This window comes from Anaeroglomus insulsum, from assembly GCF_050689095.1.
GTDB classification, from domain to species: Bacteria; Planctomycetota; Phycisphaerae; order Sedimentisphaerales; family Anaerohalosphaeraceae; genus Anaeroglomus; species Anaeroglomus insulsum.
Window position 1 is genome coordinate 289,862 of the sequence record NZ_JBOGCL010000001.1, and the last position, 15,687, is coordinate 305,548.

Below are 15,687 nucleotides of genomic sequence, written 5' to 3' on the forward strand. Positions count from 1 at the left end.
TGCCGTCTGGATTCTTTGCAGACTCTGACTACAATACAGGCAAACAACAGGATGCGATAAATGATAAAAACATGCATAGACATAAACGGGCCCTGGGAATTCAGGGAGTACCCCGAGACTGCCCGCAAAATGGCCGATCTCGATGAAGGACGATGGCTGACGACATCGCATCCGGAATCCATTTTGTTGAGCCTTGCTGAGGCCGGGATCCTGCGGATGGAGGATGTCTATGCCTGCCCAGAGGCCTTCGGCTGGGTCACCCGGCAGGCCTGGCTATTCCGCACCGTCTTCGATATGGGCTCCCAAATCCTCCCGACAGACCAGATTGAGCTGGTTTTCGAGGGACTGGACACCCTGACCCAGATTTGGCTCAATGAAAGAAAAATTGGCGGCACAGAGAATGCTTTTATTGCACATCGCCTGGATGTCGGCACTGCGATTCGTCCGGGCCGCAATACTCTGCTGATTAAATTCTGCCCGCCCCAGGAGTACGCTCAGCAGCTCATCAGCAAATATGGCTCGCCCAATGAGCCTTCCTTCTGCAATCCCATCCGTGTCTTTATTCGAAAGCCGCAGTGTCATTTCGGTTCTGCAATGGGGCCGGCACTGCTGGACTGCGGCATTACAGGCCCTGTCCGCCTTGAACGGATTCCTGCCGCGGACCTGGCAGATATCCATGTTCGCACCATCGACTGCAATCCGCGATTTGCCGACATCCGAATTGCCGTTTCGGTGCGTCGATTTTCAGCTATCGCAACCCCGCTTCAATGCCGGCTGACCATCACCGGCGCAGACCAGCCCCAGACGCACCTGATCGACTTGGGGACCAATGATACCCATGCCGCGGTGATCCGCATTCCCAATCCCCGACTGTGGTGGCCGCGGGGGTATGGCAGCCCGGACTTATATACCCTGCAAGCCGACCTGGTCGCTGCCGACCAGACACTCGACTGCCGACAACAGCCCTTCGGCATACGCATGATCCGTATCCTCCGAACAAAAGACTCGCAATCCGCGGGTTTCGGCATTGAAATCAATCAGCAGCCCATCTACATCAAAGGCATCGTCTGGCTGCCAGTCGGACTGTATGCCGACAAGTCACACTGCGCCAAAACCACCCGGCTGATGGATACCCTGGCAGAGACCCATATTAATATGATTCGCATCTGGGGCGGCGGAGCTTATGGAGATGAGCACTTATTGACTCTATGCGATCGAATGGGAATTCTGGTCTGGCAGGATTTCATGTTTGCTTCGGCCCGCTATCCGGACTACGAAGGTTTTCAGGAGCAAATCCGCCGTGAAGCCCAGGCGGTCATCCTGCGGCTGCGTAATCATCCCTGTCTGGCGGTCTGGTGCGGCAACAGTCACATTGACAGCCCAGGTCAGTCCGACAAAATCAGCAGACATAAAAAATCCCCAGCCAAAGAACTGTTTACTCAACTGCTGCCTGAACTGCTGGCCGAGCTGAATCCCGACTGCGACTATCTCCCCTCGGCCCCCGAACCGCACCGACCCGGCAAAGCCGTCGCGGTTACCGATCGATGGCAAAGCTGGAATGAATACAAACCCATGGATTCATGGATGCAGGAACCGCTGCCGCCGTTTGTGGTTGAGACCGGCTTCCAGTCCATGCCGTCGCAGGAGACTCTCCGTATGGCCTGTCCGGAGGAAGAGCAAGTCCTTGCCGGCCCAGGCGTGGAAAAACTGAATTATCATACCGACGGGATGCAGCGGCTGGCCCGCTTTGCCAGCGATTACTTTGCTCCCCCCCGAAATCTTGCCGAACAGATTTACCAGACCCAGATTGTTCAGGCAAGATATGCCAAACAGATGGTCGAAACCCTGCGGGCCAATAACACCGTCAATCGTGGAATCCTCCTCTGGTCGGGCAATGAGTTCTGGCCCGCGGCGGGATTTTCCATGCTGGATTTTCTGGGCCATCCCAAGGCCCTGTATTTTTATGCCCGGCGGTTCTGGGCCCCGGTTTTAATCTGCCTGGGGCCTGCCGATTCCAATCGTAACGCCTTTGTCATCAATGACACCTCTTGCTCCCTGATTGTTCAGACGCAATTTCAGCTGTTGGATATCAAAGGCAGCATCCTCGATCAAAGCCAGTCTCCGGTCTCCGTCGGGCCACATAGCACCGCATCCGTTTCGTTGTCCCGGGACTTGCTGAATCCCAGTTGCCCGGAAAAATCCATTCTGCATATGGCGGTCTATCAGCAGGACATCCTGCTCAGCGAAAATACCTATCTGTTTACGCCGGATAAATACGCCCAGTTTCGTCCCCTGGATGTGGATATCACCGTCGAACCTGTGGATCACCGGAGCCTGCAATACACGCTGCAAAGCCGCTGGTTTGTCAAGGACCTTCAAATCATTCTGGATCCGGCGGCAGTCCTCAGCGACAATTTTTTTGACATGCTGCCGGGACGCCGCTATCAGATCCGGGCCCACTTCCCCAATCAGGCTCCCGATACGCGACACCCCTTTATCCTGCGGTCTTCCTGCAGAGCATAAAAAAACGCCGCCCTGTTTGTCGGGCGGCGTTGAATACAGAACTTGCTTAAACCCTTCGTTCTGGCACCGCAATGACAATACCCAGCACGAGGACTGTCTGTTTAAAACATTAGTCCCCCGCCTTCTCTGGGCAGCCCCATGGGCCCCATCATCATCGTATCCATCGGGCCAGTCGTTTGTGCCATCTCCTGTTTGACAACATTATACTCGGCGGCAAGCTCTTTGGACCAGAATTGTCTGCGTGCGGCCATCGAAAACATCTGATTCGATCCATCGATATAAAGCATCCTGGGATAGCTTCGCGGGCGGTAGTTCGTGCCCAGCCAGTCTTGCGTGCTGACAATATCCACCAGCATCGTACCCGTCGCAAAATCCACAAGCAGCGGACCAGCACCCTCCATCCCGCCCATCATCCCAGGCTCCATCCCGCCCAATCCTCCGCCCAGGACACCTGTGGTTTTAGGCTTGACTTCCATGGCCTTGCCGATCATCTGACCGGGCTGCACTTCAAAAGTTTCTGTCCACCATTGTCCCATATAATATTTATAAATTTCAACCTTGACGCCAGAATTATTCGCCAGAACGTCCATCGGGAACACGTGCTGCATCTTGGGCACCTTCACCGGCTCCGGCAATTCCGCATACGGACTCCATAACACCACTTGATTCTGGTACTGCTTGCTGTCGGGGGCAAACCAGTTCTTTCCGGCAATGGGATTAAACACCCCGTAACGGACCCGATACTGATAGGTCGCTCCGGGGCGAGTGGAATCATCATGAATCCAGACCAGCACATCTTTGAGGGTACTGATTTTGGTTCTGTCGCTAAGCAACGCCGCAGCGAACTCTTTTTCCACATCCTGCTGTGTCCGAACCGGCCTGACTGGCCGCTGCGGCTGCATACCCCCTTCCATCCCCATCATCGGATCCAGCCCCATCATGCCCGGTTCATTGGTGCGTCCGCCACGCCGTCCAGGCTGGGGCTGAGGCTGAGGCATCATCTGAGGCATCCCTCCCATACCTCCCATTCCCCCTGGAGCAGGACGGTTGACATTCCGGCTCCGCTCGCGTTCAGCCGCACGGCGATCCCGCTCTTCACGCTGCTTTTGCTGCTCCGCTTCCTCCTTGATCTTGCGGGCTTCCAGAGAATACTCCGGCGGCAGCCATTTGAATGTAGAATTGAAAAATTGATACGACTCGGGCTGAAGGAGATTCTTGACAACCGCTGTATTTTTATACTGATTCAAAAACAGGGTCACGTCCCCAAACGTCATCTGCTCGGTCGTCAGCGGCAGATCTTTGTACATCTTCTGATAGGGATCAATGCGGGTAAACGGAACGAGTTCCCACTCCCCCCAGGACCCGTCCGGGTTTTGAATCCGACGCTGCATTTCAATCCGTGCAAAAACCGGCTCAGCATACGTGGGATCCTTCCACTTGGGCATCAGACGCGGTCCATTAAAGCTCTGCTGAAAATTATTGGACAACGACTGCAGATTAATATGAGCTGAAATGGTAACGACATCCAGATCCGCCGGCTGAGCTGCGACCATCGCATAAGGCCGCTCCGGCGTCACTTCTTCGCTGGGCATCCGCACCGCCCCGCGAGTCGAGTCCACCATGATCTTCTCCATCGCCGGGATCACAGGAATAGCATACATGCGATCTTCAGGGCTTTGCTCGTCACCCATCGGGCCTGAGACAGGCCAGTTGGCCGCCACGGACACCTTCGAAATCGTACAGTTCAGCAGCTGCGAAAACTCGGCTGTTTTATTCTGAAGATAGGGATTGGCTTTGGCCGGCTCCTGCAGTTTCTCCAGAATCACCTGCGCTTGCTGCTGATTCGACCGGTCGATTTCAGCCGGACGGTATTTACGCCCCCCCACCGTCTTGCCATAGGGATTGCTCAGCACAAAGGCCCACAACAGGTATACGCCGGCAAGCCCTGCCAGGCCCAAAATCACTTTATCCAGATACTGGTCCAGAAAGGTTCCTTTTTTCTTACTCATATCCGCTTATCCTAATCGAAAATCTCAGGTCTCTTGAATCCTTGGCCTTTTCGCCCTGCCATCGGATCACTTCCGCAGCAGGGCCCCGCTACGTCTGTTTTACATCCTCACGCCATCGGGCATCATTGGGGACTCGTCATTCCATCCGGCGACGTCGTTGCCGCAGTCTCCTGCCCCAGCGCCTTTTTGACCGGGGCCGGTTTGATTGCATCATACCCGGTGCGGCTGAACACATACTCACAAACCAGGTCCAGACGAACCACCGCATTTTTTCCATACCGGTAAAATGCATGAACCGCATCGTCCTTCAAAACCGGCGACATTTCAAACTGCAGAATGGTAATCTGATTGTGAGTTGCTGCCTGCTGTTTTCCCTTCTCCAGAAATCCTTCCCGGAAGGTATGAGGCTTGACAGTACACAGTTCCTTCATAAACGGTGCCGTCGCCGAGGAATCCACAATCACGGCAACCGCAAAGTGCACCACATCAATCTGGTCATTGCAGACGCGCCCTGTCCAGGCAACCGGCATAAAGGGACTGACGGTTTTCACATAGACCGGTGCATCCAGCATCGCCACACCGCCGGCATACCCCGGCATCCCCCCCATCGGTTCCATACCCATCATGCCAAATCCCATCGACTGTGGAGTGCTCACCTGAACCGGACCATTGAACTGAATCCCAAGCAGCCGCTTGACCGGCGATGTCGACACTTTGGTAGAATTGGCATTAAGCGACTCAATGGTCGCAATGATATCCTCATAAATCCAATACGCAACCTGCGAAGACCAGCAGTTTTGCAGCGATTCATCGACGGATTTATAAACAAATTTCTCCCAATAGCCATACCAGGCCAAACTGTTCGGATTCGCATAAACCGATATTTCTTCGGCTCGCTTCAGACACACCGCATCCACCATCGCAGTCGTGGATCCCCCCGCCCCCGGCGCCGCAATACCTCCGCCCATCAGCCCGCCGCCCACCACCCCGACGCTGGCACCGGTTTGGCTGCGAATCTCGGCTTCACTGGGGGCATCTTTGGCCTTGATGCGAGTCATCAGCGATTCAATCGCGGCACGGTAATCCCGGCCATACACATGATAGACCTGGGCGGACTTATCCGTCGGCTCAGGGAAAATCACCGGATTATAGCATATCAGTTCCCGCTGGGAGGCCTGGGTCATCAGGCTGTCAACCTGGTCGGCATCCTGAACGAATTTTTCCAGATATTGCATTTCTTCCTGAGCCTGAGCCTCACTGGGAACCGTATCGACAACCGATCGAATCCGACTGGCAACGCCAACACTGTCCTGCATCTTCCTGCTCACCGCCCCCCCAACCAGCAGAGTGACAATCAGGATCACCAGCGTCGCCACAAGCAGTCCTATCGACGGAAACAACGCGGAATATTTTTTAACCGACGCCAGATTGATCATCTTTAATGATCCAACCAGCTGTTTGAGGTCGATGTTTTTTAAATCGATATTCAAGTTCTTTGCCATAGTTCGCACTCGAAAAAATTATACCCTTTGAATTCAGCTGCCCATCCCCAAGCCTGGCATACCCGTTACATTACTAGGCTGTGCCACTTTCGGTGCATCTTTCCAGATAAACTTTGCCTTGATCCGGAACCACGAATCACGCTCGATGAATTTGGGGTTGCCGAAATCATATTTGATACGCCCCAGGTCCTTATCGGTCCAATTGGGATTGGATGCGATGTCCTGTTCGGTAACAAGATCATACACCTTGCTGATTTCCTCCCCGGTCATCGGATCGATCAGCACCTTTTCCACACTGACCCGATCCATACCCGGGGTACCGGCTCCACCCACCCCCATCATTCCCATTTCCATAGGCATCATGCCGCCGCCCAACGGCCCCGGCACGGCCCCCGGAGTCGGCGTTTCCGGAATCGGGATCCGACGCACTTCCGTCAAAATCCCAATCCCTGCAGGCTGACTCCGCTGAACGCCGCCAACGGCCCCAGTCCCCGTCGCTTCCACCGTACCCCATTCCACCTTGAAATGTGTTGTGTCATTCTTATTGAACAGCTCAAAGGGAGACCCCTTGATAAATTTACCAAGATTCTCAAACCGGGTAATGATGCCCCACCGGCTCGGTTCTGCAGCCACACCGGGCGGATCCAGCAAATCCATCACTCGTCCATAAGGACTATACCCTTCAATTAACACCACAAAACCCGACTTGACAGCTTCAGCAGGAACACCCGTCGCCGCCGGATTCAAGCCGCCATCCATCCCCGGAGTCGCGGGCATCTCCGGCATCATTCCAGGCATGATTCCAGGCATCATCATCGTCGGACTGAGCGTCTGGGTCCGTCCCGGTTCCGGAAATGCTGCAGTAGATAAATCCGCAGCATATTGAATCATCACACGCGTGATAAAGACCTGCTTGCGCTGCGGACGCGGAATGGCACGAATGGCCTGAACATCCCCTCGCGCCAACGCCTCAAATAATGACGCTTGATCAGGCGTGTTCAACGCATTGGGCAGGCACGTAATTAACTGTTCATTCAGAGTCGGCAAAATATCTCGGTAATTGAACAGATCTTTTTGTTTCTGGATCCGATCGTTCAACGGCGACTTTTGATTCTGGGCATCCTGAACCTTTTCAATCGCCGCCTGGGCCCGCGACAGCACCTGCGACACTTCGTTTCGAATCGGAGCATTGGCATTATATTGTGTCAGGTCATAATATGCCCGCCACAGTCCCAGCAGAGAAATCAGGGCTAAAACCGCCGCAGCAACCGTAAACATACGGGCCTTGCGATTCCATGCTATCGCGCGGGCAATTCGGCGGGGCAGCAGATTGGCCATAATTTTCCCCTGCCCCAGCATCTGAACCCCTAATCCATAGACCACCCCAAAATCACAGATGTTTTCATGAAGTTTGGCCGAGGACACCTCAGACGATATTTTCAGCTTCTCAAACGATTCCGGCTTGACCACCGTCAATCCCAGCGACTGTTGCAAATACTTGGTCAGCCCCTGCAGCTTCATCCCGCCGCCCAAAGCGATAATCTGAGAAAACCCTTTATCACGACCCACTCCACTGCTGCCATAAAAACCCAGGCTCCGCTGCAATTCCCCGCTCAGTTCCGTATACACCGGCTTCATCGCCGTATAGATCTGACGCATATATTTGCTCATCGGAGCAGTCCGTTTGAGCTTCTCGGCCTTTTCAAAGTCCAGCTTGAACGCCTCGGCAATCGCATGGGTAAACGTATTGCCCCCAATCCGGATACTGCGCTGCCAGACACTGTCTTTGGTGCAGATCACCAGCGTCGAATTCTCTGCCCCCATATCCAGAATTACCGTCGCCTTTTGACCATTTCCCCCCACATCATCCCGGTCGTACAGCAGATAATTAAATAAGGCCATCGGTGAAATCTGAACACACGTTACATTCAGATTCTCCCGCGTAAAGTGGTCCATAATCTCGGAAATCAATTCATTCTTGATCGCAAAAATACCCACTTCTGCATCCGGGCTGTTGGCCGCATCCATTTTCTGCCAATCCCATTCCACTTCATTGATATCGAAGGGAATTTGCTGGACAGCCTCAAACTGGACAATCTCTGGTATTTTCTTGGGTTCTACAGGGGGGAGTTTGATAAAGCGAGCAAAGCTGTTTTGACCGGCAATCGAAATCGCTACCGGAGCCTTCCCAACTTCATTCTGCGACAGGAATTGCCGCAGCGTCGCCGCGATGATGTCGTGTTTTTCTTTGGGACTGATATCCGATCCAGACAGGATTTTGCTGTGCTCGACATGGTCAAAACCCACCACCTCAATCCCATCATCACTCGGCTGCACACGCAGAGCCTTCAAGGAACAGGTTCCAATATCGATCGCCCACACACCACGTACAGATGAAGCCATTATCGCTTCTCCTGGAAAAAAGTTATGATTCCATCCTCGGCCCGGAAAAACTCTTGCTCTCAGGCCGGTTATATACGTAAAATACCGCGCTCTATGAAGTTTTTTACCATCCAGACACTCGGTTGCAAAGTCAACCAATACGAAAGCCAGCAGATTCGCCAGCTTCTGCAGGATATCGGGTTTACCTGCGCCCCCCCCGGCCAACCCATCGACCTGGTCGTCGTCAACAGCTGCTGTGTTACCGGGACTGCCTCCGCCAAAAGCCGGCAATCCCTTCGCCGTCTGCATGGCCTCTATCCCAATGCCAAACTCATCCTGACCGGATGCCTGGCCGCTGCGGACTCCGATGAACTTAAAAACCTCTCCGCCGGCGACGTCCGTCTGGTACCCAACAAGGATCAAATCGCCCTGGCCGTGCGAGACCTCTTTAATCTTACATCCGAATCGGGACTGCAAGGCCTAAGTAAACCACTAAGTCCAGATAAAATCAAGGATAAAAACTCATCGCCTGATGCACAACACGACCATTTGGAACTATTGAAGAGCTATACTGGACAATGTCGGGCGTTTTTGAAAATCCAGGATGGATGTGATGCCTACTGTTCCTACTGTATTATACCCAAAATCCGCACCCAGGTTTGCAACAAGGATGAAAAAACCGTCCTGATCGAGGCTCAGAACCTTGTTCAGGCCGGCCATAAGGAAATCGTCTTATCCGGTATATTCCTTGGAGCCTACGGCCAGAATACAACCCGACGCAAGCATTGGGACCCCGAAAAACGCGATTATCTGGCCAATTTGCTCGATCAACTGGCCGCCATTCCTGGCCTGGCACGCATCCGCCTCAGTTCCCTTGAACCGGCCGATGTCACCGACCGCCTGCTGGAGGTCTTCGCCAAAAATCCCAACATTATGCCCCATCTTCACCTGCCCTTGCAGTCCGGCAGCCCGGCAATTCTCAGAAAAATGTGTCGCCAATACACCCGCGACGACTTTTTCAGTGTTATCAGCAAGGTTAACGCCGTCCTCGACCGCCCCGCCATCACCACCGACATCATTGTCGGCTTCCCCGGGGAAACCGATGACGATTTCGCCGAAACCATGCAAACCGCCCAAAAAGTCGGATTTTCCAAAATCCACATTTTCCCCTTCAGCCCGCGCAAAGGCACCCCTGCAGCTAAAATGCCCGGCCGAGTCAAACCGGCCGTCATCAAAGCACGCACGGATGAATTACACAAACTGGATACACAACTACAGGAACAATTCCGCCGCCAATTCGTCGGCCAATCCGTCAGCGTTCTGGTCGAAACCCTCCGTCCCCCTCGCGGCCGATGCGAACGCTATTTCATGGTCGACCTGTCCAAACACCCAAACGCCCACACCCTCCGCCGCGGCGACATCGTTACAGCAACGGTCTGAGTAATATCACTGGGCAGCCTTTGAAATGTAAAACTATAAGAGGAACCCTTAATTATTTGCCAGCTTCTGGCGGATAATCTGGGCACGCAGGGCGTCCCGCTGGTCGGCATCGAGCATCTTTCCGGCCCGCAGCTGCAGATGGGCCGGCTGCGTCAGCAGAAACAACTCATTAATCGTCGCCAGCGACAGATTCGGCACCCGCCCGAGGTTGCCCCCCAGCCGCACACTCGACAGCAGGTACAGGGCCTCCTGCGTACTGATCAGGCAGGCACTTTTGAGCACTCCCAGTGCCCGCTGAATTTTATCGTCCAGCGTATGCGGCTTCTGCTCCAACAGCACCTGCCGGGCCGCCTTCTCATAGTCCACAATCCGCGGCACAATGGCTTCTGACAGCTCTCGCACGACATCCTCTTCCCGCACCCCCAGCGTCACCTGGTTGGAGAGTTGATAAAAATCCCCCAGCGCATCGGTCCCTTCCCCGAACAATCCTCGGACCGCCAAATCCGCATCCTTGGCCGCAGTGATGAATTTCTCAATCTGCCCGGTCATCTTCAGCGCCGGCAGATGCAGCATCACCGACACACGAATCCCCGTCCCCACATTCGTCGGGCATGCCGTCAGGTACCCCCACCGTTCGCTGTAGGCATACCGCACCTTCTGCTCAATCATATCATCAATGGCGTTAATCCGCTTCCAGCAGTCCCACAGATTAAATCCCGCAGCATACACCTGCATCCGAAGATGGTCTTCCTCGTTAATCATCGCCGTAAACGATTCTTTTGCGGAAATCACCACCCCGCGTGGCCCCTTGCCCGCGGCATGCTGACGGCTGATCAAATGCCGCTCTGTCAGCAGCTGCCGCTCCAGGGTCGCCGCACGGTCCACATCCATAAAACACACCTCATCCCCCAGCGACAACGACAAAATCGCCCCGCTGAGCCTGTCGAGGATTTCCTGCTGGCGAGCCGGCGTCAGACACGGCAGAAATTCATAATCCGCCAGATTTCGAGCCAGCCGAACACGCGATGAAATGACAATATCCCACCCCGGACCCTCGGCCCCAAACCACGAACTGGACTGATTGGCAAGCTGTGCCGGTTTCATTGGATCTGCCTGATTTGGTCGCGCAACCGCGCGGCGGTTTCGTAATCTTCAGCCTTGACCGCCTGTTCAAGCTGCCGGCGGAGATGCAGCAATTCCACCTCTTTTTTTATCTGTTGCCCTGCATGCGCAGGCACCTTGCCGCAATGCTGGGCATGGCCTGCATGAGTCCGCTCGATCAGCGGCCCCAGCTCCTTCTGAAAACAGGTATAATCCTCAGGACATCCCAACAGACTGGTCTCACTGAATCGACGCAACGTCATTCCGCATACCGGACAAGCTTTGTCCGGATGTCCAAGGTGAACGGTTTTTTCCTGAGAATCCGTCGCGGTTTTGGCCGCCTGAAGCAAACTGCTCAGGAGTTCATTCAAGGGGACCTGCGTCTGAACACCGAGCCCCTGCTGTTGGGCACAACGCTGACACAAATGCGTCTCGGAGCGTTGCCCATGGGTAATCTCAGTCAAATGAATCGTAGCCGTATTTTCTTTACATATCTGACATAACATATATACAATTTCTTATTCAAGTATGATTGAATTTCAGACCGACAATCTCTATCCTGTTATATCGGCCTATTTCACAGCGACCTCAACGGCTATTTAGGGTTCATACCGCACCCGACATCCAGCCGCTTCTGTCACTTCAACCCAAATTAACTGGGCTGGCGGCATAATCAATCCCGACATCCGGCCAAACACATACTGGGCCACCCGCTCCGCCGAGGCATTTATGCCCCCGAACGGTTCACATCGCTCCAGAATCTGCCCTCTTAGTGGCCTCAGAATGCCCTCCAGATGCCGCGATACCACGCAGAAATCAATTGCCAGACCTGACGCATCCAGATGTTCCGCCGCCACCGCCGCCGCCACCTTCCACAGATGGCCATGCAGCGGCTCCCGCACCCCCTCCGGCATCATCAACTGATGTTCCGCCTGAAACTCTTGTTCCACAATTACCGTGTACATTCATCTCACTGATTTTGCATGACATGTCCCGCCGCTCTAACAGCCAGGGACAGCCGCTTTTTGCCATCTGCTCAGGGATATATTCATCTTTGTTGAATCTATTATACAATCGCCTAAATGAAATTACAAGGTGCAAACAAATCACCAACCTGCGTAGCACTGAGTCACGCCCCACAAACCCGACAGCCGCAAAGATTGAATACGCACAGACTGGAATACGAATGAAAATGAATACAAATACCCGGATGCAACGGGATTCACTTGACAAGGCGGGAATTAAAACTATTGTGAGGAGAAAATAAAATAATCCATAATCAGGAGTGTCGATATGAAACGACGCGATTTTATCAAGACAACGATAGCGACGGGATTGGCAGCCATTGGAACGCAAACGGGGGCAGATGCGGCCACCAAGCCCTCTGCACTCAAGCCGGTCAGGACTGGCGGCTTTAATCCCATTGCCGTATCGACGTATTCGTTCTGGCGGTTTATGCCGGACAACAAAATGCCTATCGAAGCCTGCATCCAGGCGGCGGCAGAGCTGGGGTTTGACGGCGTGGATGTACTGCAAATCCAGATGGAAGATAACTCCAATTCCTACCTGCAAACGCTCAAACGCACGGCTCTGGTCAACGGCGTGGATTTGTGCAACCTGAGCACACATCAAGGGTTTGTCTCGCCGGACAAGGACAAACGCCAAAAGAATATTGACCATACCATCGAGTGCATTGAGCTGGCATACAAGCTGGGCATCCCGTGTATGCGAGTCAATACCGGACGCTGGGGAACCGTCAGCGATTTTGATGAATTTATGGCCAAGCGGGGTATCGAGCCGGCAATGGAAGGCTATACCGACGAAGATGCGTTCCCGTGGGTAATCGAAAGCCTTGAAAAATGCCTGCCAACAGCGGAAAAGTGCGGCGTCATCCTCGGACTGGAAAACCATTGGGGACTGGGACGGACGCCGGAGGGCCTGCTGCGAATCAGCAAGGCCATCAATTCGCCGTGGCTTAAAACACTGGCCGATACGGGCAATTTCCTGGAGGATCCTTACGATAAACTGGAAATGATTGCTCCAGATACGGTCTTCATTCAGGCGAAAACCTACTATGGCGGCGGACTCTGGTACACCCTGGAGCTGGATTATCCGCGGATTGCCGAGATTTTCCGCAAGGTCAATTATCGCGGGTACATCAGCCTCGAGTTTGAAGGCAAAGAAGACTGGAAAACCGCCTTGCCCAAAAGCCTCAAGGTGTTGCGGGATGCCTTTGGCAGGCGTCAGTGATTTAAGCTGTAAAGTGAGGCATTTAATACAGTTGCAAAACTGACCCACAGCAGATAGGGCCACAGCAGCAGCGATGCGATGGGCTGGACCTTCCAGAAGGCCCGCACAGTCAGTGCGATGGCAGCCCATAGCACAATAATCTCGACCAGGGCCCAGCCAATCCGGTGCAGACCGAAAAACAGAGGAGACCAGAGCAGGTTCAGAAATAACTGGATCGAAAACAACACAATGGCGTTGCGTACGCCCTGATTCTGGACACCCTTGCTCCATATCAAGCCCGCCCCAATCCCCATCAACAGATATAAAATCGGCCAAACCACTCCGAAAGCCCAGGATGGAGGCATAAAGGAAGGCTTGCTCAGCGATTGATACCACTGGCTGGTACCGGTGCCCGAGACATAGCCGCTCAAACCACCACCGGCCATGCACAGGAGCACCCAGACCACAACGGACAAGATGGTCTTGGCCCCGCTATTCATGGTCCCCTACCAGCGGGCGGATGTGTTCAACAGTGAAATAGACCAGGGTTGCCGCAGCCTCATCACCGCCATGATGGCTGCGTCGCAAAGCGTTGACTTTGTCGGGGTCCTTTTCCTCTTTGAGCATCCGCAAATAGAGGCGTTTGCCCTGATAGCCGGGGCTGTTTTCGATAAACATATAGGCCGCAGTGGGGTTGGTGTCGAGGTTCTTCCGGCTCCGGCGAGGTCGCATAATAAACGCAATCGTATTCTCATCGACCACATGCGGGGTCGCATACAAGGCCATATCGACCACACCCTGGGCATCGGCTGTAGCCAGGACGCCAGTGCCTTCGTGGTCTCTAAAGTAAGCTGCCAAATCCATAAGTTATCTCCTTGCGTAAGAAGTCGTATTCAGTGTATCCATTTTTCTGTCATACACTACTGTTTTTCGGGAATAAAAGTTCAGGCTTCCATTTACAAAACCGACGCGCAAGCGTATGATATGCCGCATTAACCTAAACCTTTATCTTGAATGGAACAATGTCCAATAGCATGATAATCACGATTGACGGCCCGGCCGGCGTGGGCAAGAGCACTGTTGCACGGGCGATTGCCCGAAGGCTGGGGGCAGTGTTTCTGGACACCGGGGCGATGTACCGGGCGGTAACGCTGGCGGCAGTGGAACGGGGGATATCCCCGGCCGACACAGAGGCAGTCTGCAAGCTGGTTGAGGTCTGCCGGTTTGAGTTCCGACCCGAAGCAGACCGGATGCGGGTGTGGATCGACGGCCAGGACAAAACCGCCCAGATCCGCGATCCGAAGATTACCGAACAGGTCAAGTTTATTGCCTCGGCAAAACCGCTGCGGGAAAAGCTGGTGCAGATGCAGCGGGACTTTGCCGCAAGCTGCCAGCGGATTGTGACCGAAGGACGCGACCAGGGCACCGTCGCATTTCCCCATGCCGCAGTCAAATTTTTTCTGACAGCAGACCCCCGCCAGCGGGCACTGCGGCGGCATCAGGAACTGATCGCCGCAGGCCAGACAATCACGCTGGAAGAGGTATTCAGGCAGCAGCAAATCCGGGACGCCTCCGATGAGAATCGGGAGGTCGGACCGCTCAAGCCAGCGCCGGACAGCATTACCATTGACACGACAACATTAACCGTTGACCAGGTGGTCAGCCAGATGGAACAAATCGCAAGGAAAATCATCGATGGCCGATAAGATCGAATTGAAAGACAGTGTTTTTAAAAAAGTCTGGCATAAATTCTGTCATTATTTTTCTGTCTGCCTGATGGCAGCATGCTATCGACTGAAGGTCTATGGCAGCCAGAAGGTACCGCGAACAGGACCGGTGCTGATATTGAGCAATCATCAGAGCTTCTTTGACCCCATGTTCTGCCAGAACTGGATTTGGCGGCCGTTTTATTTTGTGCCCCGGGATACCCTGCTGGATATTAAATTCTGGGGGCGAATCATCAGATCGTTTTATATCATTCCCATTAAACGCGGGCAAGCCGATATTGCGGCAATGAAAGCGATTATTGAGGTGCTCAAGCAGAATAAGGCGGTGTGCCTGTTTCCGGAAGGAACACGTACCCATGATGGCAGAATCGGGACAATCAAGCCGGGCTTCGGGCTGATCAGCCGACGAACCGGAGCAACCATAGTGCCGATGGTTATTGACGGGATGTTCGAGGCCTGGCCCAGGACGCAAAAGTTTCCCAAATTCGGCAAAGTCCGCGTGCAGTTTGGCGACCCCATCAGTCCGGAGCATATCAAAGCAAAATCCGATGATGAATTCGCTGCGGAACTGACATCTATCTTCCGTCAAATCCAGGCCGAGCTTCGCACCAAAGCCGGCAAACAACCGTTTGATTATTCCCAGCCGTTTCCGGGTGAAAACCAGCTCTCGAATCCCTGACTCATAAACAAAATCCTCATCCCCAGACGTCCCCGGCCACGGTGTAATCCCTTCTCACACCCGCCGTGTTGTGTCTGAAAACCCACCCATTTCAG

General features: G+C 53.9%; 13 protein-coding genes. 5 read left to right on the forward strand and 8 right to left on the reverse strand.

Going from position 1 to position 15,687, the window contains the following annotated elements; translation table 11 throughout:
* Nucleotides 1–60: 60 nt before the first annotated feature.
* Nucleotides 61–2,523 (forward strand): beta-mannosidase, encoded by a 2,463-nt coding sequence (locus ACQ9LF_RS01195; RefSeq protein WP_462487530.1) that lies wholly within the window; start codon nt 61–63, stop codon nt 2,521–2,523.
* A gap of 101 nt (nt 2,524–2,624) precedes the next feature.
* Here ACQ9LF_RS01195 and ACQ9LF_RS01200 read toward each other — a convergent pair whose 3' ends face one another.
* The 3 genes from ACQ9LF_RS01200 to pilM form a co-directional block, all read right to left on the reverse strand.
* Nucleotides 2,625–4,532 (reverse strand): hypothetical protein, encoded by a 1,908-nt coding sequence (locus ACQ9LF_RS01200; protein WP_462487531.1) that lies wholly within the window; start codon nt 4,530–4,532, stop codon nt 2,625–2,627.
* A gap of 122 nt (nt 4,533–4,654) precedes the next feature.
* The gene (locus tag ACQ9LF_RS01205; RefSeq protein ID WP_462487532.1) at nt 4,655–6,034 is read right to left on the reverse strand and encodes a hypothetical protein; all 1,380 of its coding nucleotides are present in this window, start codon (nt 6,032–6,034) and stop codon (nt 4,655–4,657) included.
* Between the two features lie 33 nt (nt 6,035–6,067).
* Complete coding sequence (pilM, locus tag ACQ9LF_RS01210; protein WP_462487533.1) at nt 6,068–8,437, reverse strand: type IV pilus assembly protein PilM; 2,370 nt, start codon at nt 8,435–8,437, stop codon at nt 6,068–6,070.
* A gap of 93 nt (nt 8,438–8,530) precedes the next feature.
* On the opposite strand from pilM, the gene mtaB reads away from it, so the two are divergent.
* On the forward strand, nt 8,531–9,856 hold the full coding sequence (mtaB, locus tag ACQ9LF_RS01215; RefSeq protein WP_462487534.1) for a tRNA (N(6)-L-threonylcarbamoyladenosine(37)-C(2))-methylthiotransferase MtaB: 1,326 nt from the start codon (nt 8,531–8,533) through the stop codon (nt 9,854–9,856).
* 48 nt (nt 9,857–9,904) lie between these two features.
* On the opposite strand, the gene ACQ9LF_RS01220 is transcribed toward mtaB, so the two are convergent.
* The 3 genes from ACQ9LF_RS01220 to ACQ9LF_RS01230 all read right to left on the reverse strand — a co-directional run bounded on the left by ACQ9LF_RS01220 (nt 9,905) and on the right by ACQ9LF_RS01230 (nt 11,922).
* Nucleotides 9,905–10,960 carry a protein arginine kinase gene (locus ACQ9LF_RS01220; RefSeq protein WP_462487535.1) on the reverse strand — a complete coding sequence of 352 codons (1,056 nt, stop codon included), beginning with the start codon at nt 10,958–10,960 and terminating at the stop codon, nt 9,905–9,907.
* Complete coding sequence (locus tag ACQ9LF_RS01225) at nt 10,957–11,463, reverse strand: UvrB/UvrC motif-containing protein (RefSeq protein WP_462487536.1); 507 nt, start codon at nt 11,461–11,463, stop codon at nt 10,957–10,959. The genes ACQ9LF_RS01220 and ACQ9LF_RS01225 overlap by 4 nt, the downstream gene beginning before the upstream one ends.
* 93 nt (nt 11,464–11,556) lie before the next feature.
* A complete protein-coding gene (locus ACQ9LF_RS01230; protein ID WP_462487537.1) occupies nt 11,557–11,922 on the reverse strand; it encodes a 6-pyruvoyl trahydropterin synthase family protein in 366 nt (121 codons plus the stop codon).
* Nucleotides 11,923–12,250: 328 nt separating this feature from the next.
* Here ACQ9LF_RS01230 and ACQ9LF_RS01235 point away from each other — a divergent pair, with 328 nt between their 5' ends.
* Nucleotides 12,251–13,207 carry a sugar phosphate isomerase/epimerase family protein gene (locus ACQ9LF_RS01235; protein ID WP_462487538.1) on the forward strand — a complete coding sequence of 319 codons (957 nt, stop codon included), beginning with the start codon at nt 12,251–12,253 and terminating at the stop codon, nt 13,205–13,207.
* On the opposite strand, the gene ACQ9LF_RS01240 is transcribed toward ACQ9LF_RS01235, so the two are convergent.
* Both ACQ9LF_RS01240 and ACQ9LF_RS01245 read right to left on the reverse strand, forming a co-directional pair.
* Nucleotides 13,201–13,686, reverse strand: coding sequence for a TspO/MBR family protein (locus tag ACQ9LF_RS01240; protein ID WP_462487539.1), 486 nt, complete (start codon nt 13,684–13,686; stop codon nt 13,201–13,203). The two genes, ACQ9LF_RS01235 and ACQ9LF_RS01240, sit on opposite strands and share 7 nt — an antisense overlap.
* Complete coding sequence (locus tag ACQ9LF_RS01245; protein ID WP_462487540.1) at nt 13,679–14,050, reverse strand: pyridoxamine 5'-phosphate oxidase family protein; 372 nt, start codon at nt 14,048–14,050, stop codon at nt 13,679–13,681. The genes ACQ9LF_RS01240 and ACQ9LF_RS01245 overlap by 8 nt, the downstream gene beginning before the upstream one ends.
* Nucleotides 14,051–14,220: 170 nt before the next feature.
* Here ACQ9LF_RS01245 and cmk point away from each other — a divergent pair, with 170 nt between their 5' ends.
* Both cmk and ACQ9LF_RS01255 read left to right on the forward strand, forming a co-directional pair.
* Nucleotides 14,221–14,892: a (d)CMP kinase gene (cmk, locus tag ACQ9LF_RS01250; protein WP_462487541.1), complete on the forward strand. Its 672-nt coding sequence runs from the start codon at nt 14,221–14,223 to the stop codon at nt 14,890–14,892.
* On the forward strand, nt 14,882–15,592 hold the full coding sequence (locus tag ACQ9LF_RS01255) for a lysophospholipid acyltransferase family protein (RefSeq protein WP_462487542.1): 711 nt from the start codon (nt 14,882–14,884) through the stop codon (nt 15,590–15,592). Before cmk ends, ACQ9LF_RS01255 begins: the two co-directional genes overlap by 11 nt.
* Nucleotides 15,593–15,687: the final 95 nt, after the last annotated feature.